This window comes from Ralstonia sp. 1138, assembly GCF_040544795.1.
Lineage (GTDB): Bacteria > Pseudomonadota > Gammaproteobacteria > Burkholderiales > Burkholderiaceae > Ralstonia > Ralstonia flatus.
Genome location: NZ_JBEPKQ010000001.1, coordinates 314,283 through 334,785, shown reverse-complemented (window position 1 = coordinate 334,785; position 20,503 = coordinate 314,283). Strand labels below are relative to the sequence as shown.

Genomic DNA, 20,503 nt, shown 5'->3' with positions numbered 1-20,503 from the left:
GGTCGCTCACGAGCGTCGATGGCTCGAACGTGACCCTCCAACAGTCGAGGTCGACCCTCCGAGGGCCGAACGCGAGCCTCAAACAGTCGTCTTCCACAGTCAGAGGTCGAAATTTTCGAGCCCCGACAGCCTGCTTCCAGCCTCCGACCGTCGCGCATGAGCCTCAGAGGGGCAACGTCGACGGTTTGAGGGTGGCGAGTCGCGCTCGGACTGTGGAAATCGAATGTTTAGGGCTGATGCAGGCACCGGAAACTGCGGCGCTCGGCCGTCTGCGGGCCAACGGCGGTGGGTTAAGGGTCAGGTCTGCTTCGGCAAGGCTCGGTCGGCGCTCGCTGCGGACCGGAATGCGCGGTGCGCGCACGGCCCTTGCGCGTCAGAGCCTGATACACGGAATCGGAACTTGGACGATGCCTGCGCCGCTATAATCTGCCCGCTGCCGCACCAACGGCAGCCTGGTTTAGCGACCTGAAACACCAAGGCGGACGATTGCTGCATGCAGTCGCACTGCTGCTTCCGTTCGCGCCTACTTTGGCGGGCCGGATGGTGAGACCTTCGGGTCTACCGGTTTCCTTGGGACCGGGTCGCTAACACCATCGTCAGGCCCGCCACCCTCGTTTAGCGCCGAGATGGTGAGGCTCCTTTAATCCCAAGGAGGCTCCTATGCCGATTTCCGAAGCGACGCGCCCTGCGTCCTATCCATCTCCACCCCCAGCGTCACCTAGTCCAGCGCCCACGTCGCCCGACGCAGGCCGGCTCACCAAGAACCGCGTCTATCTGAACGGCGCACTGGCAGCACAGGCCTATCTCAAGCGCACACGCACCGCCATGTGCACGCACGGCCAATGCAGGCCGGGCATGCTGCTCGAACAGTTGCAACTGTTCTCCGCACAGGCATTCCCGCCGCCGTTCGTGAAGGGTTTTGTGGACGCGATTGATGCGTATGTATCGATGTCGCTCGGGGGCCGCGATGTCGATCCGCAGACGTGGGACGTGTTAGCCGCCATAGAGCGGCGGGGCTACAGCCAATAACAAAAGGTTGACGCATTCCCGCGACGGGCGGGAATGTCGCGCAGCGCAGCGCGAAGGTGGCATGGCTGCAGGCCGCAGGTAGTCCACGGCAAAAAAAACGCGGCCGAAGCCGCGCAGATCTCGCTTTCCAGAGAGAGAGGAGAAGTCTTTACTGCTGTGCCACCGTTGCGGGCGCGGCCACGCTGGCCACATTAGCCGCGTTGGCCGGAGCGGCCGGCGGCAGATCACCCCAGCCGCCGCCCAGCGCCTTGATGAGCCCCACCGTGGAGTTCACGCGGCTGCCGGCCAGTTGCACGCCGATGCGTTCGGCGGACAGCATGTTGCGCTCGGCATCGATCACGTCCAGGTAGTTGACCGAGCCCGCGTTGTAGCGCGTGCGGGACAACTGCGCGGCACGCGTGGAGGCGCGCACGGCGTCGTCCTGGGCCTTGGCCTGATCGGCCAGCAGGCGCAGTTCCGAGAGGTTGTCTTCCACCTCACGGAAGGCGACGAGCACGCTTTCGCGGTAGTTGGCAACGTTCTCTTCGTACGCGGCACGTGCCTGCTTCACGCCGGCGCTGCGGGCGCCACCGTCAAAGATCGGCAGCGACAGCGCAGTGCCGACCAGCGGCCCGAGAATCCACGTGCGGCTGCCCCATTTCAGCAGATCGCCGATGTCGTGCGACTCGTAGCCAAAGCCGCCCGTGAGCTGCAGTTGCGGGAAGAACGCCGCACGCGCCACGCCGATCCGCGCGTTGGCCGCAGCCATCGAGCGCTCGGCAGCGGCCACGTCGGGACGGCGTTCCAGCAGGGCGGAAGGCAGGCCTGCCGGCACACGCACATCCAGCGTGGTGAGCGGTTGTGCATCCATGTTGAAATCGGCCGGCGCCTTGCCTAGCAGCGTCGCCAGGGCGTGCTCCAGCACCGCGCGACGACGTTGTACGCCGATGCGGTCAGAGCGTGCCGTGGCCAGTTCGGCATCGGCGCGGGCAACGTCCAGTTCGCCGATGTCGCCGGTGTTGAAGCGGCGCTGCACGAGCTTGAGCGCTTCTTCACGGCCGACCAGCGTGCGGGACAGCAAGGCTTCTTCCGCATCCAGCGTGCGCAGGCTGAAATACGTCTGCGCCACGTCGGCCTGCAAGGTCAGCCGTGCGGCACGGTACAGCGCTTCGACGCGCTCGGCGTCGGCACCGGCGGCATCGATGTTGTTGCGCACGCGGCCGAACAGGTCCACCTCATACGCCACGGTGGACTGCGCGCGCCAGTACGTCTGCGGCTGCACGGGCGCGCCGACCGGCAAGCCGGCCGATGCCGCCGACGCCCGCTGGCGCGTCGGGCCGAAGCCCACGTCCAGTTCCGGGAACAGCGATGCACGGTTGGCCTGCACGAAGGCGCGCGCCTGCGTCACGCGGGCGGCGGCCGCGGCCAGCGTGGGGCTGGCTTCAGCGGCCTGCGCTTCGAGCTTGTCGAGCGCCGGGTCGTTGAAGATCTTCCACCATGCGCCGTCGGCAGGCAGGGCGGGCTCGGCGGTCTTCCACTTGCCTTGCTCGTTTGCGGCCAGCGGTGCATCGGTCGCCTGTGCTGGCTGCGCTGCTTCCTTGAAGGCGTTGGGCGTGCCAACGTCCGGCTTCTCGTAGGTCGGGGCGAGCGAGCAGGCCGCCAGGAACAGCGCGGCGGCCAGCGCCAGCGGAGTCCAGCGGCCCGCGCGCATGGCCGGACCCGTTTGTTGTTGTGTCGACGCGTTCATAACGATGTCTTGATGAGTGTTGACCTTAGTGCTGGGTCGACGGCACAGGCAGCGCGCCGTCCAGGTCCAGATCACGATCGGGTGCATCTTCCGAGCGCTGGCCGCGGCGTGCCGCCAGCGTGCGCAGCAGCACGTAGAACACCGGCGTGAGGAACAGGCCGAACAGCGTCACACCCAGCATCCCCGCGAACACGGCCACGCCCATGGCATGACGCATTTCCGCACCGGCGCCGGTCGACACCACCAGGGGCACCACGCCCATGATGAAAGCGATCGACGTCATCAGGATCGGGCGCAGACGCAGGCGGCAGGCCTCGATGGCGGCTTCCACGATGGTGCGTCCCTGCAGCTCCAGCTCGCGCGCAAACTCCACGATCAGGATGGCGTTCTTACACGCCAGCCCCACCAGCACCACCAGACCGATCTGCGTGAAGATGTTGTTGTCTCCATGCGAGACCCACACGCCCAGCATGGCGGCGAACAGGCTCATCGGCACGATCAGGATCACGGCCAGCGGCAGCGTCAGGCTTTCGTACTGCGCAGCCAGCACCAGGAACACCAGCAGCACGCAGATCGGGAAGATCCACACGGCCGAATTGCCGGCCAGGATCTGCTGATACGTCAGATCCGTCCACTCGAAGCGCACGCCCTTGGGCAGCGTTTCATGCGCGATGCGCTCCACAGCCGCCTGTGCCTGGCCCGACGAGAAGCCCAGGGCCGGGCCGCCGTTGATGTCGGCAGCGGTGTAGCCGTTGTAGCGCACGACCATATCCGGCCCGAAGCCTTGCGACACACGCAGCAGCGATGACAGCGGGACCATCTCGCCGGCGGTGTTGCGTGTCTTCAACTGCAGGATGTCTTCTGCATGGGCGCGGAACGGCGCGTCTGCCTGCACCTTGACCTGATACGTGCGGCCGAAGCGGTTGAAGTCGTTCACGTACAGCGAGCCGAGATACACCTGCATGGTGTCGAACACGTCCGTGACCGGCACGCCCAGCTGCTTGGCCTTCACGCGGTCCAGGTCGGCATTCAGCTGCGGCACGTTGATCTGGTAGCTCGAGAACGACGGCCCCAGCTCAGGCGTCTGGCGTGCCTTGGCCATGAAGGCCTGCGTGGCGGCAAAGAGCTGTTCGTAGCCGACCGAACCACGGTCTTCGATCTGCATCTTGAAGCCACCCACCGTGCCCAGGCCCTGCACCGGCGGCGGCGGGAAGACGGCAATGAAGGCGTCCTTGATCGCACCGTACTGCTGGTTCAGTTGTCCGGCGATGGCGCCGCCCGACAGGTTGGCGCCCTTGCGCTCGTCAAACGGCTTGAGCGTGACGAACACGATGCCGGCGCTCGGGCTGTTGGTGAAGCCGTTGATCGACAGGCCCGGGAACGCCACGGCACTTTCCACGCCGGGGTGCTTGAGGGCGATGTCGGACATGCGGCGGATCACGTCTTCCGTGCGGTCAAGCGAGGCACCGTCCGGCAGCTGCGCGAAGCTCACGAGGTACTGCTTGTCCTGCATCGGCACGAAGCCGCCCGGCACCTTGTTGAACAGCAGCGCGGTCGCACCGATCAGGGCCAGGTAGATGCCCAGCATGACTGCCTTGCGGCCGATCACGCGCGAGGTGCTGCGGCCATACGATTCCGATGCGGCACCGAACACGCGGTTGAACGGACGGAAGATCCAGCCCAGGCCCTTGTCCATCGCACGCGCCAGCCAATCCTTCGGTGCATCGTGGCTCTTGAGCAGCAGGGCAGCCAGCGCCGGCGACAGCGTGAGCGAGTTGAAGGCCGAGATGACGGTCGAGATGGAGATCGTCAGCGCGAACTGCTTGTAGAACTGACCGGTCAGGCCCGTCATGAAGGCCAGCGGCACGAACACGGCAATCAGCGTCAGGGCAATGGCGATGATCGGGCCGCTCACTTCGCGCATGGCCTTGTACGTGGCCTCGCGTGGCGATAAGCCTTCGGCAATGTTCCGCTCGACGTTTTCCACCACCACGATGGCATCGTCCACCACGATCCCGATCGCCAGCACCAGCCCGAACAGCGACAGCGCGTTGATCGAGAAGCCGAACATCAGCATCAGGCCGAACGTACCGACGATCGACACCGGCACCGCCAGCAGCGGAATGATCGACGCACGCCACGTCTGCAGGAACAGGATCACCACGAGCACCACAAGCGCCACCGCTTCCAGCAGCGTGTGCGTGACGGCTTCGATACTGGAGCGGACGAACTGCGTCGGGTCATAGACGATGCGGTAGTCGACGCCTTCGGGAAAGTCTTCCTTCAGCTCGGCCATCGTCTTGCGCACGTCATCCGAAATCTGCAGCGCGTTGGAGCCCGGCGCCTGGAAGATCGGAATCGCCACTGCCTGCTTGTTGTCCAGCAGCGAGCGCAGGCCGTATTCCGACGCAGCCAGCTCGATGCGGGCCACGTCACGCAGGTAGGTGACGGCGCCGTTGGGCGAACTCTTGAGGATGATGTCGCCGAATTCCTGCTCGGTCTTCAAGCGGCCCTGTGCGTTGACGGACAGCTGCAGGTCCGTACCCGGCACCGACGGCGAGCCCCCGATCACGCCTGCCGCCACCTGCACGTTCTGGTCGCGGATGGCCTTGACCACTTCGTTGGCCGTCAGGCCGCGCTCGGCCACCTTGTTCGGGTCGAGCCACACGCGCATCGAGTAGTCACCCGAACCGAACAGCTGCACCTGGCCCACGCCGCTGATCCGTGCAAGGCGGTCCTTCACGTTCAGCACGGCGTAGTTGCGCAGGTACGTCATGTCGTAGCGATCGTTGGGCGACAGCAAGTGCACCACCATCGTCAGGTCGGGGCTACTCTTGATGGTCGTCACGCCCAGGCGCTGCACCACGTCGGGCAGACGCGGCAGCGCCTGCGACACGCGGTTCTGCACGAGCTGCTGCGCCTTGTCCGGGTCGGTGCCCAGCTTGAAGGTGACCGTCGTGGTCATGTTGCCGTCGCTGTTGGCTTGCGACTGCATGTACAGCATGTTTTCGACGCCGTTGATCTGTTCTTCGAGCGGCGAGGCGACGGTCTCGGCAATCACCTTCGGGTTGGCGCCCGGGAACTGCGCGCGCACCACCACCGAAGGCGGCACGACCTCGGGATACTCCGAGATCGGCAATCGCCAGATCGAGATGATCCCGATCAGCAGGATCAGCGTGGATAACACGCCCGCAAAGATCGGGCGGTCCACGAAAAATTTAGAGAAGTTCATGGCTGTGAGCGATGAGGTTCAGTCGCGATTGAGCGCAATCGGGGCCATCAGGCGCGGTCGGCCGGAAGGCGTTGGGCGTTGGCTGCGGTCTTGGCGTTCGCGGGCTTGGTTTCCGCCTTGGCGGCAGGCGCAGCGGGTGCGACGGGTGTTTCGGCTTTGGCTTCGGCGGGCGCGGCCGGGGCGTCCGGCTGTGCACCCGGCAACACCACGCGCTTGGTGACGAGGCTATCCATGGTCACCGTGTTGGGTGCCACGGCGTCGCCCGGCCGCACGCGCTGGATGCCGTTCACGACGATGCGCTCGCCGGCCTTCAGGCCCGACTTGACCACGCGCAGGCCGTCGATGGAGGCGCCCAGCACGACCGGGCGATAGCTCGTCTTGTTGGCCGCATCCACCACGAGGACGAACTTCTTGTCCTGGTCGGTACCGATGGCCTTGTCGCTGATGAGGATGGCGTCGTGCGGCGCGCCGGTGCTCATGCGCACGCGGGCGTACAGGCCCGGCGTGAGGCGGCCGTCGGCGTTGTCCAGCGTGGCGCGCACGCGGATCGTGCCCGAGCGCACGTCCAGCCGGTTGTCGACGGACTGGATCACGCCTTCGCGCGTGTAGCCGTCTTCATTGGCCAGCCCGATGTAGACCGGCGTCTTGGCGCCCTGGGCGGCCTTCTCGGAGTAACGCAGGTAGCTTTGTTCATCCGCATCGAACGCCACGTACATCGGCGAGACCGACACCAGCGTGGTCAACACCGGCGCAGCGCCACCGGCCGAGACGACGTTGCCGACGGTGATTTCTGCGCGCGACACGCGGCCGGCGACCGGCGCCACGATGTGCGTGTACTCCAGGTTCAGCTTGGCGGCTTCCAGCGCGGCGGCGGCGCCTTGCAGGTTGGCTTGGGCCTCGCGTGCGGCGTTTTCCTTCTCTTCGAACTCGCGGCGCGCGATGGCGTTGTCGGCCACCAGCTTCTGCGCACGGTCCAGCTCCGACGTGGTATAGGCCACGCGCGATTTGGCGGCGGTCAGCGCGGCTTGCGTGCGGGCCACTTCGGCCGCGTAGGGGCGCGGGTCGATGGTGAACAGGGCGTCGCCCTTCTTGACGATGGTGCCGTCCTTGAAGTGGACGGCAGTGACGGTGCCGCTCACCAGCGGACGGACTTCAACGCGTTGAACGGCTTCGATGCGGCCGGAAAACTCATCCCATTCGGAAACGTTCTTGGCAAGGACCGGCGCCACATCCACCGGCGTGGCGGCAGGCGCGGCGGTCGGCTGCTGCGAAGCGCCGGCACTGGAGACCAGACCGTAGGTGCCCACAGCTGCAACGCCGAGCACGGCGGCAACCGAAATGGCGAGTGTGCGTTTGGACAGGCTCATGATGACTCTCTCGATTTTGTTGGGTAAGCAAAGAGAAAAAGACTGGATAAAAGCGCGTTGGCCGCAGCGTAGAAATACGCGGGCGGCCTCGCACTCCGTTTCTTGTTGTATGGGTTCAGCCAGGCGTCTCCCCGGTCGGGTCTATGGAAGTGCGGTCCTTCCGGTCCGCACGTGGACGGCGTTTGCGTGGTGCCGCGGTCTGGCGCGTCATGCCGAGGTGCCAGCGCAGGAAGCACGTCATCTCGTCTTGCGCCACGGCGCTCATGGCAATCGAGTCATGGCACGCTTCGTTCACGCGCACGACCTGCGTGACGACGCCCGCTTCAATGAGGCACGCGGCATAGCGCTCGGCTTCAGTGCGCAGCAGGTCTTGCGGCGCGGTGAGCAGCAGGGCGGGGGGCAGGCCCTGCAGGCGGCGCGATTCCACCGGTGCGGCGTAGGGGTGCACACGTTCGGTCGGGCGGGGCAGGTACTGCCGATAGCAATCGGCGCAGACTTCGGCCGAGTTGTCGGCGTTGGCCAGGTGGTCGGGGCGCACGCGGGCCATGGTCGGGTCGAGCATCGGCGCGATCAGGACCTGTGCACGCAGGTGCGGGCCGCCGCGGTCGCGCGCAATCATCGACAGCGCGGCCGACAGGTTGCCGCCGGCGTCATGCCCGGCCACCGCGATGCGGCGACGGTCAATACCCCATGCGGCGGCATGGTCGGCCATGCAGCACAGCGCGGCGTACACATCCTCCGGTGCAGCCGGAAACGGCGCGGCGGGCGCCAGCGAATAGCCGACTGTGACCACCACGGCCGGCAATGTGGCGGCCAGGTGGCGCGCCGGCGCATCGGCATCGTCGATTGAGCCGCGCACGAAACCACCGCCGTGCAGGTACAGCACGCCGGGGCGGCGCAGCGGTGCGGCGGCATCGTCGGCGTGCATTTCGGGGCGGAACACCCGCAGGCGGATGCGGCTGGCGTAGCCCTGGGTCCAATAATCTTCGGCCGTGACCTCGCGCGGCAGCGGCGCCGCGCCAGCCGTTTCGCCCGGCGCAGAAGCTTGCTCAGGCAGCGTCGATGCTGCGCCGCGCAAATTGTTATTCAGTGCAACATTGTTGGTGGCGGATGTTGCGTACGGTCGCGCTGGACGAACAGCGGCCGAGGCCGCATCGCTGGTCAGCGATCGATCCGAAACAACGAGGCGCGGTGGAGAAGAACCCATGATGTCAGGCGGGGCTTACCTTTGCGGATAACCCGGATATCGATGGGCTGAATGATGGTGATTAGACGAACGCAGATAAATGCCTATAATCAGACATCACTATTAGTTGCAGCCGAACAATCAATATTTACGGTTGTGCTACAAAGTGTCCTAGCTCGAGGCCGATCTTGTTGCACTGCGAAAACCCGTAGTCGCCGCCTTCCTGATCGCGCCTCATGCTCAGAACGCATGCGTGTTCTCGAGCATGAGCAGACCCCTTGATTCCACAGGTCCGGCGCATTGCCCGTTTTGATTCGGGCAGTGCGCCCGCCCCGTGGAGTCCGTCCCTAAGGAGCCGCAGATGGATCGCTTGCAGGCCATGCAGGTTTTCACGCGTGTCGTGGAAGCCAGCAGCTTCACCAAGGCTGCCGACAGCCTTCAGTTACCCCGCGCCACGGTGACGAACCTGGTGCAAAGCCTCGAGGCGCATCTCGGCGTGCGCCTGTTGCACCGGACCACGCGCCGGGTCAATGTCACCGCCGATGGCGCTGCGTACTACGAGCGCTGCGTGCGTCTGCTCGGCGATCTGGAAGAGACCGAGGCGGCGTTTTCGCAAAGCGCGTCGGGTGCGCGCGGCACGTTGCGCATCGATGTTCCTGCGTCGATTGGCAAACGGTTGCTCGTGCCGCGCATTCGCGATTTTCATGCGGCGTACCCCGATCTTCAGCTGGAGATCGGCATGAGCGACCGCACGGTCGACCTCGTGCAGGAGGGCGTGGATTGCGCCGTGCGCGGTGGCGAGTTGCAGGATTCCAGCCTGGTCGCGCGCCGCATCGGCCAGCTGTCGATGGTCAATTGCGCGTCGCCGGAATACCTGGCCCGCTGCGGCACCCCCAAGACGCTGGAAGACCTGCAGGACCACACGGCGGTGAATTACTTCTCTGCGCGCAACGGCCGCCGCATGGACTGGGATTTCGTGATCGACGGGCAGAAGCAGATCCACAAGGTGCGCAGCATGGTGTCCGTCAACGATGCCGAATCGGCGGTCGCGTGCGGGCTGCATGGCCTGGGGCTGCTGCAGACGTCGCGCTTCCTGGTGTACGAGCACCTGATGTCGGGCGCGCTGGTGGAGGTGTTGCCGGATCATATTTCCGAGCCGGTGCCCATCTCGGTGGTGTATCCGCATAACCGGCACCTGTCGCCCAAGGTGCGGGTGTTCGTCGACTGGGTGGCGACGCTGTTTGCCGACCACCCGTGCCTGCAGCTCAAGGAAAATCCGCGGCTGCAGATTGTTAGCGCCGCCTGAACAGTTATTTCTGCAAAGTCGCATTTATCAGACGGGAGCAACGATCTATTCTGCCCTCCAAGCGCAACAACGAGCGCAAACGAACAAGGAATCGATCATGAACTCCCGTCTCTTCTCCGCCTTCTCCCGCCGCGCTATTTTGGCCATGGTGGCCACGGTGTCGGCTTCCGCCGCGCTGCTGTCGCAGCCCGCAACGGCTTCCATCCAGCCAAACTTCGATGCGCCTGCCGCAACGCAGGCTGGCCGCTTCGACCCCTATACGCAGGGCGCCGACCGCCAGGCCGATACCTACGGCTATCTTTCGTGGAAGAACGATCGCTTTGACCCGTACAGCCAAGGCGCTGATCGCCAGGCTGACACGTATGGCTACCTGTCGTGGAACGGTGATACCAGCTATCCGAACGGCGGCACAGCATCGCGCGCATAAACCGCGCAGCGACTGAATTTCTCCTCCTCCCTGTTTGCGGCGTGACTTCACCGGTCACGCCGCATTTTTATTGTTCGGGCGCTTGGTAAAACCCTTGCGGCGCCAACGTGCCAAGGCATCCATGTTGGGTTGGGAGTATCGTGGCGGGCATGCAGACCGTCGTCCTCACGTTCGATTCCAACCTGACGCCGCTTCTTCCGCTGGCGTTGCGCGGGCATCCTGTTGCGCGCGCGTGGGCAGAGGGCGCCACGCTCAAGCACGCCATCGAGGCGCTGGGCGTGCCGCATACCGAGGTGGGGCAGGTGCTGGTGGATGGCCGGCCCATGGCGCTGGAGGCCATGTTGCCGGCATGGGGCCACGTTGCCGTTGCCGCCGTGGAGCCTCTGTTGCCGGCGGCGCCGCTGCACTTTCTGTGCGACGCGCACCTGGGTGCCACCGCGCGCCTGCTGCGCATGGCCGGCTTTGATACCGCCTACGACAACAATTACGCCGACGCGGCCATCGAAGCGCTCGCCCACGAGGAAGACTGGATCGTGCTGTCGCGCGACCGCGAACTTCTCAAGCGACGCGGCATTCGGCGTGGCGCGTTCATCCGTGCGCGCGAGCCGCGGGCCCAGATGCGCGAGATCGTCACGCGCCTGCGGCTGGCCGACGTGGCGAAGCCGTTTTCACGCTGTCTCGAATGCAACGTGCCGCTGCGCATGCTGAGCGCGGAAGAGGCATCCGCCAGCGTGCCGCCCCGCGTGCGCGAGCGCCAGCGTCTCTTCAGCACATGCGATGTCTGCCGGCGTATCTATTGGCCCGGTTCGCACTGGGCGCGCATGAATGCCGTGCTGACCGACATGCTCTGGCCCGAGGCGGACGCGTCCCCCGATGCAGCAGACGCTGCCGAGCGGATGCCCCGCACCGGCAGCGCGGGCGCCTGACTTATTGCGACGGCGCGTTGCGCAGATCGGCCACGAACCGCTCGCGCCAGATGGTGAGATTGGCCGCGCGCAGTCGATCCATCATGTGGGCATAGCGCGCCTTGCGTTCTTCCAGCGGCATCGTCAATGCGCGGTTCAGCGCTTCGGCCATGCCGCGCGTGTCATATGGGTTGACGATGAGCGCGGCATCCAGCTCGCGCGCGGCGCCCGCAAAGCGCGACAGCACGAGCACGCCGGGGTCTTCGGGGTCTTGCGCGGCCACGTATTCCTTGGCGACGAGGTTCATGCCGTCACGCAGCGGCGTGACATAGCCGATCTGCGCGCTGCGGAAGAGCGCCATCAACACGCGCCGTTCGTACTGCTTGTTGATGTAGCGGATAGGCGTCCAGTCCAGCTCCGAATGCTTGCCGTTGATGCGGCCCGACTCCGCTTCGAGCCGTTGCCGGATCTGCTGATAGCTCTGCACGTCCTGGCGCGACGTGGGCGCGATCTGGATGAAGGTCACGTGCCGGCGATGGTCCGGGAAATCGTCCAGCAATTGCTCGAATGCGCGGAAGCGCTCGGGCAGGCCCTTCGAATAGTCGAGCCGGTCCACGCTCATGATGAGTTTCGTGGGTGGCTGGCCTTGGCCTTGCCCCTGGGGCGCAATGCGCTCGCCGCGCACACTCGTATGCCGCATGAACGGATTGCGCCGCGCCAGCGACGCTTTCGCCTGCTGGGCGATCTCGTCCGGATGCACGCCGATCGGGTAGACCTCCGCTCGCAGCGTGTGGCCATAGGCGTGCACGGGGCCGTTCTGTTCCTTCTGTTCGATGTAGCCGCGCGCTTCGCGCTCGATGTAGTCGTAGAAGGCGACGCGGTCGGTCTCGGTCTGGAAACCGACCAAGTCGTATGCACACAGCGCGCGCATGAGGTCTTCATGCGGCGGAATCGTCGTCAGGATTTCCGGCGACGGAAACGGGATGTGCAGGAAGAACCCGATGCGGTTGGTCAGCCCCAGCGCGCGGCACTCGGCGGCAAAGGGGATGAGGTGATAGTCGTGCACCCAGAGGATGTCGTCGGGCTGCACCAGCGCCTTGAGCTGATGCGCGAACTGCGCGTTGACGCGCCGGTAGCCATGGTACTCCTGGCGCTCGTAGCGCGAGAGATCCACGCGGTAATGGAAGATCGGCCACAGCGTTGCGTTGGCAAAGCCACGGTAGTACTGGTCGTAGTCCTTGCGGTTCAGGCCGACGGTGGCGTAGGTGATGTTGCCCTTGGTGACGATGTTGGGTTCGTGCGAAACGGTCGTCGCGGTTTCGCCGCTCCAGCCAAACCAGATGCCGCCGGTTTCGCGCAGCGCATCGAACACACCCACGGCCAGGCCACCGGCCGTTCCCTGGCCTTCAGCCACGGGTGCAACGCGGTTGGAAACCACAATGAGTCGGCTCATGCGGCACCTCGCTTGGCTGGGGCCGTGAGCGTTGCCAGCCAGGCCCGCAATGCTGCAGCGTCTGGCACGCGCCAGCGCGCCTGGCTCGGGCCTGCGCCCACTTTGATCGACCAGCCATCCAGCGCATTGACGGCATCGAAGGCGCTTTCATCGGTCAGGTCGTCGCCGGCAAACAGCACCGTGCGGCCCATGAACGGCGGCTCGGTCATCAGCGTGTGCACCACATCGCCCTTGCTGGCGCCGCGCGGCTTGAGCTCGACGACCATCTTGCCGGCCTGCAGGCGCACGTGATCGGCATAGCGGTGCGCCAGGCGATCCGCCAGCGTCAGCACAGCGTTCTCGGCTTCTGGCGCGTGGCGGTAGTGCAGGGCAAATGCAATGCCTTTGCTCTCCAGCACCACGCCGGGAAACTGCGTCGACAACTGCGTGAGTTCGGCGCGCAACTCGCGCTCCAGCCGGGCGAGCGCGTCGGCATCGGTGCTCAGGCGGACGAATCCGCCATCTGCATAGCGGCGTTCCGCGCCGTGCACACCGGCGATGACAAGGCCGGGCAGCGACAGGCGCGACTCCACGTCGTGCACCGTGCGCCCGCTGATGATCGCCAACGCGCCCCCGCTGGCGGCATGCAGCGCGGCCAGCGTTTCGCGCAGCGGCGCAGAGACATGCACCGCATCGGGCTGCGGCGCGATATCGACCAGCGTGCCGTCAAAGTCGAGGAGGAAGGCCGTTTGCCCCAGGTCGAGCGGGGGCAGCGGCGCCGCGTTGGCAGAAGACTGAGGAGAAACGTTCTTGGACAAACCGGTTCTTGTGAATGTGCTTGATACGCCTGTTCACGCAAGAACCGGGCCGGCCAAAGGGCGGCGGCGCCACACGTTGTCATTTCGCCATTTGCGGCACGCGCGGCAATGGCCGTGTTTGTAAAAACGGAAGCGGGATGCAAATCCTTCACACCGTCGCCGTCTATCGCCGCCCATCGGCGCACATCGCGCCTCAGCTGTGAAACCAGCCGTTGACCGTGAAGCGGCCATCCTCCATGCGGCCGGACGGCACGCTCACCGGCCGCAGCTCGTGCATGAGGAAGCTGGGGAACACGATCAGCCGATTCTGCACGGGCGCGATGTCGACGAAATCTGCGGTTTCGCGCCAGCGCCGGCCATCGGTGCGCGAGGCATACAAGCGCAGGTTGCCGCCTTCGAATGCGCGCGGCTCGCGATGAAAGTAGTAGATGAACGTGACGCGGCGCGTGCGCAACTGCGCGTGCGTGTTGTCGTTGTGGACTTTGAAGAATTCGCCGTGGCCCGTCACGGTGAGCTGCACTTCCAGCCGCTGCACTGGAAACGGCGCAATGCGCAGGCGCTCGAATATGTTGTCGGCATAGGCGAGCAGGCGTTCTTCGAACAGGGCGACGATGGTCGGCTCGTCGTAGCGCACGCGTGAGCGGCGGATGTCCAGCTCGACACCACCGCCTGCCGCATTGAGAACAGCAGACGGGCGATATGCCGCCGGGTTGGCGAGCGCGGCTTCGCGCACGAGTTCGAGTTCGTTGGGCGGCAGGAATTCGTCGCATGACGCCCACCACGGCGGGTGCACCAACTCCACCGGTAACAGGTCGGGCGATGCCATCGGCAAGTGCTGGGGTTCGAGCGTCAATTGAGCGACCCACGAAAGTTGAGGTTGACGTAGTGCAGCAGCAGCGAGGTCGAGATGTGCCCTTCGGGCAGCGCCTCGCGAAAATGCACCACACGCGGACCGGCATAGACGAGCGCATCGCCCAGACTTTGATAGACGAGTACTTCGGCATCGGGCAGCCCCAGGCGGATCGGCCATGAGGCTTCGAGCGTGGGTTCGGGCGTGTAGTCGACGGCGATGGTCAGGCTGTATTCGCATTGCGGCCGATCGACGTGGCGGTGCAGGACCGCGCCCTGCGTATAGGCCGCGAGGTACGCGTACGACGGTTTGACGGGAACGCCGACCACGTGCGAGATGAGCGGCGTGAGGCGCGCCTGCAGGGTCCGCAGCACCGGGTCGTTGTGAGCGCGGTACCGGCGCGGCACCTGCGGGTCGCCAAACCGGATGGCACCTGTGCGCACGCCGTGGCGAAGATAGCGACGCACGGCCGCCACTTCGTACGGATGCAGGGCATCGGTCACCACGCCATAGCTTTCGCGCGCGAACGACGCCCGCGCGGCATCGAGTGGCGGCTCGTGCGGCGCATCGACCTGCGCGGCCGATATCAGTACGCCGGCATCGACGAGCACGGTCTGCATGAACGGGTCCATCGACGGGGCGATGTCGCCGGGGCTCATCCGGCGCAGGCTGCTCCAGGCATTTGGGCTAATGGCGAAGGTGTGCTCGATGCGGCGGCCTGGGTCTTCAACATGCAGCAACCAGCCTTGCTCGGACTGCCCGAAGCGCAGCCGCGGGTTGATACGCAGCGGCTGATCCGACATGGCCCGCGCCCGGATGCGCTGCACCGCCGCGCGCGGTGCAAGCACATCCGGCTGATAGTCGAGCATGGGTGCGATCATGCTGGCCTCCGTTCACTTGACGGACAGCTCGGCCAGCACGATGGCGACCAGCAGCGGCCTGGCGTGCGCGCCGGCAGGGGCAACGATTTCCGCCGGGCGCAATGCGGGCACGACCACGGCGCGCCCCGTGGAAAGCGGCACCACGATCTGCCCACGGCGCGGGTCGACACCGGCCAGGCGCAGCGGGCCGCGCAGCATGCGCAGCGATGCATTGGCCGTGCCGGTGCTGCCGAGCGTTGCGACCAGCACCACGTCGTTGGCATGGGCGGGCTGGTTGGCCAGGTCGATGCGCGTGCTGGTACCCGGCTGCAACGCCAACACGGAAACGCGGATCCGGCCCACCTGGCGCGCGCGCGGTGCAAGCCGGCGGGCGGCGCCCGGCAAGGCGCGCTCCACAGGCCCCACAAGCAGCTTGTCGACCTGGGGCGTGTCGCGCAGCACCTGGATGCGCACGGGCGCCGGCGCCAGGGTTTCGCTGGCTTCGATCGAGCGCGTGTAGACGACCTGCGTTTCGAAGCGTGCGCCTGCCGCTGCCACTACGCCGGCCACCTGCTGCAGCACCGCCACGCTGGCGAACTGGTCGATGATGGATTCGAGCGCGCCAGGGTCCAGCACGCCGTTCCAGCGGCCCTCCGGGTCGGAAGGGCCGGGCTCCGGCGCGCCCGGGTCTGACGGGCCTGGATCGACCGGGCCCGGGTCTCCAGGGCTGCCAGGATCGACGGGCCCGGGGCCACCCGGATCCACCGGGCCAGGGTTGATCGGGCCGGTGGGCTCGCCTGGACCAACGGGGCCTGGGCCGCCCGGGTCTCCAGGATCGCCGGGGCCGACAGGACCGACAGGGCCCGGCTCGCCAGGATCGACGGGCTCCGGATTGCCCGGCTCACCCGGCTGCGGATCGCCCGGCCAGCCCGGGTCGACCGGTTGTGGATCGCCCGGGTCGATGGGCTCCGGAGGCGGCGGAACACCCGGGTCGCCGAGCGGGATCGGCGGGAAGATTGGCTGCGGTCCGTGCGGGAAGAACGGGTCGTCCGGCGGCAGTGACGGCGGCACGGGAATCGGAAACCATGGCGGCACGCCCGGCACGGGCACCGGTTGCGGATCGACGGGAATGGGGATGGGGATCGGCACCGGGCCCGGCCCGGGGTTGGGTGGGATCGGCGGAATGGATGGCGGAAAAAGGGGCGGCGGATTCAGCGGCGGCCACACCCAGGGCCCACCGCTCGGATCGTTCGCGACAGGCCCAACGGGCGATGGTGCGACCGGTCCGAAGATGCCCGGCTCGGACACGACCGGTGCGACCGGATGCGCTACCACGGGCCCCGCCGCCGGGTTGACATGCACCGGCACGCGGCTCGCACCGCCCAGCAGATGCGATGCGATGGCCGCGCCGAGCACATCGCTGGCGCGCTTGCCGAGCGTGTTCGTCAGCGCGGTGTGAATCGCGTTGCCGACGTTCGGGTCGGTGGTCTGCGTCTTGAGTTGTGCGACGAGGCTGGCGAGCAGTTCGCGCTCGCGCTCGGAGAGCACACCCGGATGCGTCGACAGGTCTGCGCCGAGGGCACGCAGCAGATCGGATGATCCGGAGTTGGAAGGCTGGTCGGGCATGGCGCGATCCTCCGGCAATGGCCGTGGTCGTGCCCATGCACCGTCCCACCCCACTGCAAGGCGTGCCGCTTCCTATTGCGTGCTACCGCGGCCCGATGGCCGGTGGAGCGGCTTGCGCAATGGCATCTAAGGTCACGGCACGCACTTCAGCAAGCGCAGGACAGCGCTTTCATGCGTCTATTTTTTTAACTCTCATTGAAAGCGCGAAACATGAAGCGAACGCTGAGTTTTTTCATGCAACGCGCCACGCGGGCAAGCCTCAGTTACAGCGATGCAGCCAGGCGCGTGCCCTGATCGATGGCGCGCTTGGCGTCCAGTTCGAGCGCCTCGTCTGCGCCGCCGATGACATGCACCTTTGCACCGCCGGCCTGCAACGGCTCAACCAGTTCGCGCAGCGGTTCTTGCCCTGCACACAGCACGATGGAATCGACCGGCAGCCATTCGGCGGCTTCGCGTTTTTCGCCGTAGCTCACGAGCAGGCCTTCGTCGCCGATGCGTTCGTAGTTGACGCCGCCCACCATGCGCACGCCCAGGTTCTTCAGGCTGGTGCGGTGGATCCAGCCGGTGGTCTTGCCCAGCCCGCCGCCGAGTTTGCCGGCGCGCCGCTGCAGCAGGACGATGTCGCGCGCGGGTGTTTGCGGTTCGGGGCGGATGCCATCCACGCCGCCGCGCACTTGGGTCGGGTCCCCCACGCCCCATTCGGCACGCCACGTCTGTAGATCGAGCGTGGGCGAATGGCCGTCGAGCGCGAGGAATTCCGCCACGTCAAAGCCGATGCCGCCAGCGCCAACAATCGCCACGCGCTTGCCGACCGGCTTGCGGTGGCGCAGCACATCGATGTACGACAGCACGCTCGGATGGTCTTGCCCCGGGATCTTCGGGTTGCGCGGCGACACGCCCGTCGCAATGATGATCTCGTCGTAGTTGGCCGCGAGCAGCTGCTGTGCATCCACACGCGTACCCAGGCGCAGCGTCACGCCCGTGGCTTCGACGCGGCGCGTGAAGTAGCGCAGCATCTCGTGAAATTCTTCCTTGCCCGGGATCGTCTTGGCCATGTTCAACTGGCCGCCGAGTTCCGGTGCTGCGTCGAACAGGTCCACGGCGTGCCCGCGCTCGGCCAGCGTAATGGCAGCGGACAGCCCCGCAGGCCCGGCGCCCACCACCGCAAAGCGGCGCTTGGCAGGCGTCGGTCGGATGACGAGTTCGGTCTCATGGCACGCGCGCGGGTTGACGAGGCAACTCGCAATCTTGGCCTTGAACGCGTGGTCCAGGCACGCCTGGTTGCAAGCGATGCAGGTGTTGATGTCCTGCGCGCGATTCGTGGCGGCCTTGCGAACGAAATCGGCATCGGCCAGCAGCGGTCGCGCCATCGACACCATGTCGGCGCACCCGTCAGCCAGCACGGCCTCGGCCACCTCGGGCGTGTTGATGCGGTTGGACGTTACGAGCGGAATGCCCACCTCGCCCTTCATCTTTTTCGTGACCCACGCAAACGCTGCGCGCGGCACGCTCGTCGCAATGGTCGGGATGCGCGCCTCGTGCCAGCCGATGCCCGTATTGATGATGGTCGCGCCCGCGCGCTCCACGGCCTTGGCGAGCTGCACGACCTCCTCCCACGAGCTGCCGTCCGGAATCAGGTCGATCATCGACAGGCGGTAGATGATGATGAAGTCCTTGCCGACTGCCTCGCGCGTGCGCTGCACGATTTCCACGGGCAGGCGCATGCGGTTGGCGTAGCTGCCGCCCCAGTCGTCCGTGCGCTTGTTGGTGTGCGTGACGAGAAACTGGTTGATGAAGTAGCCCTCGGAACCCATGATCTCGACGCCGTCGTAGCCGGCTTCGCGGGCCAGTTGCGCGCACCGGACGAAGGCGCGGATCTGGCGCTCGATACCGCGTGCGGACAACTCGCGCGGCGTGAAGGGGCTGATGGGCGAGCGCAACGCCGTGGGCGCCACCGCAAGCGGGTGATAGCCATAGCGGCCGGTATGCAGGATCTGCAGGGCGATCTTGCCGCCTTCCTCATGCACGGCGTTGGTGACCGTGCGATGGCGGCGGACTGCGCCACGGGTGGCCAGGCGCCCGGCAAACGGCTTCGTCCAACCGGCAATGTTGGGCGCGAATCCGCCCGTGACCATCAGCCCGACATCGCCGCGTGCGCGCTCGGCAAAGTAGGCGGCCAGCCGGTCGAAGTGGTTGCCGTCTTCCAGCCCGGTGTGCATCGACCCCATCAGCACGCGGTTCTTGAGCGTGGTGAAGCCAAGGTCGAGCGGCTGGAGCAGGTGGGGGTACGGCGAGGAGGAGTAGGACGAGGAGGGCGTGGAGGCGGGCATGTCCGGCGCAGGGCAGGCGCTGCGATGATGTGGAAACGCGCCGGACGGTAGCACCCAAGCGCCCGTTGGAACAACAGGGCGGGGCTCTAGATGTGTGGACTGCGCGTCAGGATTTTCCCGACTTTTTCGCGTCGTCTTCAGCCGGCTTGCCGAGCAGCGCTTTCAGCAGCTTGTTCTGGGGAACGGCCTTGCCGCTGCCCTGGCCGGGCTTGCCGGTGCGCTGGCTGTCGCGCTTGAGGTTATTGGCGATCTTGAGGCCCTTGAGTTTTTCGAGGTCGGTTTTCTTCACGATGAGGTCCGCAATGGGATACATGAGCTGCGTGTTACGCTCGGCAGGATACGCGAATTGCCTGCCCCCCGGTTCGCCCACTCCCCGTCTTTCTGTATTTCCGCTGCCGCAGTGACCGCATTCACGCCGCCCGCCACGCCCGTTCCGGACCTGTTCCAGCCCAGCCTGCAAGACTGGACCGAGCAGCCCGCCCAAGCCTTCGAACACTGGCTCGCCGCACGCGGCTATCGCGAATCGTCGGCGACGGTGTATCGCGCGATGTGGCGCAAGTGGCTGCGCTGGGCCGAGTCGCACCAACGCGCGTTGGCCGACTGGAGTGCCGCCGACATCGCAGCCTTTCTCGACGAATCGGGCCTGACCAAGCTGCATCGATATCGCTACGCGCGTTTGATCGAGCGCGTCTTTCATCAGATCGAGCAACAACGCACGGGCACACATAACCCCGCAAGCTCCGCGGTCCAGCAGAAGCTGGCCGAGGGCGAGAACGACCCGACCACATTCCTGTCGGCCGCTGAGCGCGCGGCGATCGAGGCTTCATTGGAGGTCGGCGCGCAGGCCAGCGAGGCCGCTGCGAATGCCAGCGCATTCAAGCTGGCGCGCGACCGCGCACTCGTCGCGGTTTGCCATGGAGCGGGGCTGAAGGTCGCGCAGGTGCAATCGCTGCTGCTCCGCCAAGTGGATGAGGCGCTGGAGACGATCACCGTCGAGCGCCCGCGCGGCCCGTCTTACCATGCCCCGGTGCTTGAAGCCGCGCGCCCCGCGCTGGCTGCGTGGCTGGCGGTGCGCGCACACGCCGAGGTGCCGGGCGAGCGCGTGTTCGTTGCCGACGCCAGCGGACGCGTGATGCACGCAGCGTCGGTCTACCGGCGCGTTGAGGCTTGGCTCGCTGCGCTGCCGGCGTTGTTGCACCGCAGCGAACGGCTCTCGCCGCAGACGCTGCGCAACGGCTACACGGCAGCGCTGTTCGACGCTGGCGCGGACCCTGCTGAGGTGGGGTACGCGCTGGGCCTGCGCGATGCGACCTCGGCATGGCGGTTGCGCGCGGCCTATGCTGAGTGGCAGGCGGCCGCCCATCCGGACCGCCAGCCGTAGTTCCGATTTTTGTGCAACACAGGCTGTA

At 66.3% G+C, this 20,503-nt stretch carries 16 protein-coding genes; 5 read left to right on the top strand and 11 right to left on the bottom strand.

The window, feature by feature from the left end; genetic code table 11:
- Positions 1-660: 660 nt before the first annotated feature.
- On the top strand, positions 661-1,029 hold the full coding sequence (locus ABIC76_RS01425; RefSeq protein WP_260772630.1) for a hypothetical protein: 369 nt from the start codon (positions 661-663) through the stop codon (positions 1,027-1,029).
- 148 nt (positions 1,030-1,177) lie between these two features.
- Here the strand turns inward: ABIC76_RS01425 and ABIC76_RS01420 are convergent, their stop codons facing one another.
- From ABIC76_RS01420 to ABIC76_RS01405, 4 genes are all read right to left on the bottom strand, one after another.
- Positions 1,178-2,755, bottom strand: coding sequence for an efflux transporter outer membrane subunit (locus ABIC76_RS01420; protein WP_502947824.1), 1,578 nt, complete (start codon positions 2,753-2,755; stop codon positions 1,178-1,180).
- A 25-nt stretch (positions 2,756-2,780) separates the two neighbouring features.
- Positions 2,781-5,987, bottom strand: coding sequence for an efflux RND transporter permease subunit (locus ABIC76_RS01415; protein WP_354532723.1), 3,207 nt, complete (start codon positions 5,985-5,987; stop codon positions 2,781-2,783).
- Positions 5,988-6,034: 47 nt separating this feature from the next.
- Complete coding sequence (locus ABIC76_RS01410) at positions 6,035-7,354, bottom strand: efflux RND transporter periplasmic adaptor subunit (protein ID WP_354532722.1); 1,320 nt, start codon at positions 7,352-7,354, stop codon at positions 6,035-6,037.
- 115 nt (positions 7,355-7,469) lie between these two features.
- The gene (locus ABIC76_RS01405; protein ID WP_102066278.1) at positions 7,470-8,561 is read right to left on the bottom strand and encodes an alpha/beta hydrolase; all 1,092 of its coding nucleotides are present in this window, start codon (positions 8,559-8,561) and stop codon (positions 7,470-7,472) included.
- Between the two features lie 340 nt (positions 8,562-8,901).
- Here ABIC76_RS01405 and ABIC76_RS01400 point away from each other — a divergent pair, with 340 nt between their 5' ends.
- The 3 genes from ABIC76_RS01400 to ABIC76_RS01390 all read left to right on the top strand — a co-directional run bounded on the left by ABIC76_RS01400 (position 8,902) and on the right by ABIC76_RS01390 (position 11,199).
- Positions 8,902-9,846, top strand: coding sequence for a LysR family transcriptional regulator (locus tag ABIC76_RS01400; protein WP_102066279.1), 945 nt, complete (start codon positions 8,902-8,904; stop codon positions 9,844-9,846).
- Positions 9,847-9,943: 97 nt separating this feature from the next.
- Positions 9,944-10,273, top strand: a complete 330-nt coding sequence (locus ABIC76_RS01395) for a hypothetical protein (protein ID WP_354532721.1) — start codon at positions 9,944-9,946, stop codon at positions 10,271-10,273.
- A 149-nt stretch (positions 10,274-10,422) separates the two neighbouring features.
- Positions 10,423-11,199, top strand: coding sequence for a Mut7-C RNAse domain-containing protein (locus ABIC76_RS01390; RefSeq protein ID WP_354532720.1), 777 nt, complete (start codon positions 10,423-10,425; stop codon positions 11,197-11,199).
- Position 11,200: 1 nt separating this feature from the next.
- On the opposite strand, the gene otsA is transcribed toward ABIC76_RS01390, so the two are convergent.
- The 7 genes from otsA to ABIC76_RS01355 form a co-directional block, all read right to left on the bottom strand.
- Positions 11,201-12,631, bottom strand: a complete 1,431-nt coding sequence (gene otsA / locus ABIC76_RS01385) for an alpha,alpha-trehalose-phosphate synthase (UDP-forming) (RefSeq protein ID WP_102066282.1) — start codon at positions 12,629-12,631, stop codon at positions 11,201-11,203.
- Complete coding sequence (gene otsB, locus ABIC76_RS01380; protein ID WP_102066283.1) at positions 12,628-13,428, bottom strand: trehalose-phosphatase; 801 nt, start codon at positions 13,426-13,428, stop codon at positions 12,628-12,630. The genes otsA and otsB overlap by 4 nt, the downstream gene beginning before the upstream one ends.
- A 193-nt stretch (positions 13,429-13,621) precedes the next feature.
- Positions 13,622-14,254: a 2OG-Fe(II) oxygenase gene (locus ABIC76_RS01375; protein WP_354532719.1), complete on the bottom strand. Its 633-nt coding sequence runs from the start codon at positions 14,252-14,254 to the stop codon at positions 13,622-13,624.
- A 23-nt stretch (positions 14,255-14,277) separates the two neighbouring features.
- Positions 14,278-15,159 (bottom strand): hypothetical protein, encoded by an 882-nt coding sequence (locus tag ABIC76_RS01370; RefSeq protein WP_354532718.1) that lies wholly within the window; start codon positions 15,157-15,159, stop codon positions 14,278-14,280.
- Positions 15,160-15,171: 12 nt separating this feature from the next.
- Positions 15,172-16,764: a hypothetical protein gene (locus ABIC76_RS01365; protein WP_354532717.1), complete on the bottom strand. Its 1,593-nt coding sequence runs from the start codon at positions 16,762-16,764 to the stop codon at positions 15,172-15,174.
- 263 nt (positions 16,765-17,027) lie between these two features.
- The gene (locus ABIC76_RS01360) at positions 17,028-19,094 is read right to left on the bottom strand and encodes an oxidoreductase (RefSeq protein ID WP_354532716.1); all 2,067 of its coding nucleotides are present in this window, start codon (positions 19,092-19,094) and stop codon (positions 17,028-17,030) included.
- 106 nt (positions 19,095-19,200) lie between these two features.
- On the bottom strand, positions 19,201-19,407 hold the full coding sequence (locus tag ABIC76_RS01355) for a hypothetical protein (RefSeq protein WP_343548964.1): 207 nt from the start codon (positions 19,405-19,407) through the stop codon (positions 19,201-19,203).
- 87 nt (positions 19,408-19,494) lie between these two features.
- Here ABIC76_RS01355 and ABIC76_RS01350 point away from each other — a divergent pair, with 87 nt between their 5' ends.
- Positions 19,495-20,475 carry a tyrosine-type recombinase/integrase gene (locus ABIC76_RS01350; protein ID WP_354532715.1) on the top strand — a complete coding sequence of 327 codons (981 nt, stop codon included), beginning with the start codon at positions 19,495-19,497 and terminating at the stop codon, positions 20,473-20,475.
- Positions 20,476-20,503 lie beyond the last annotated feature (28 nt).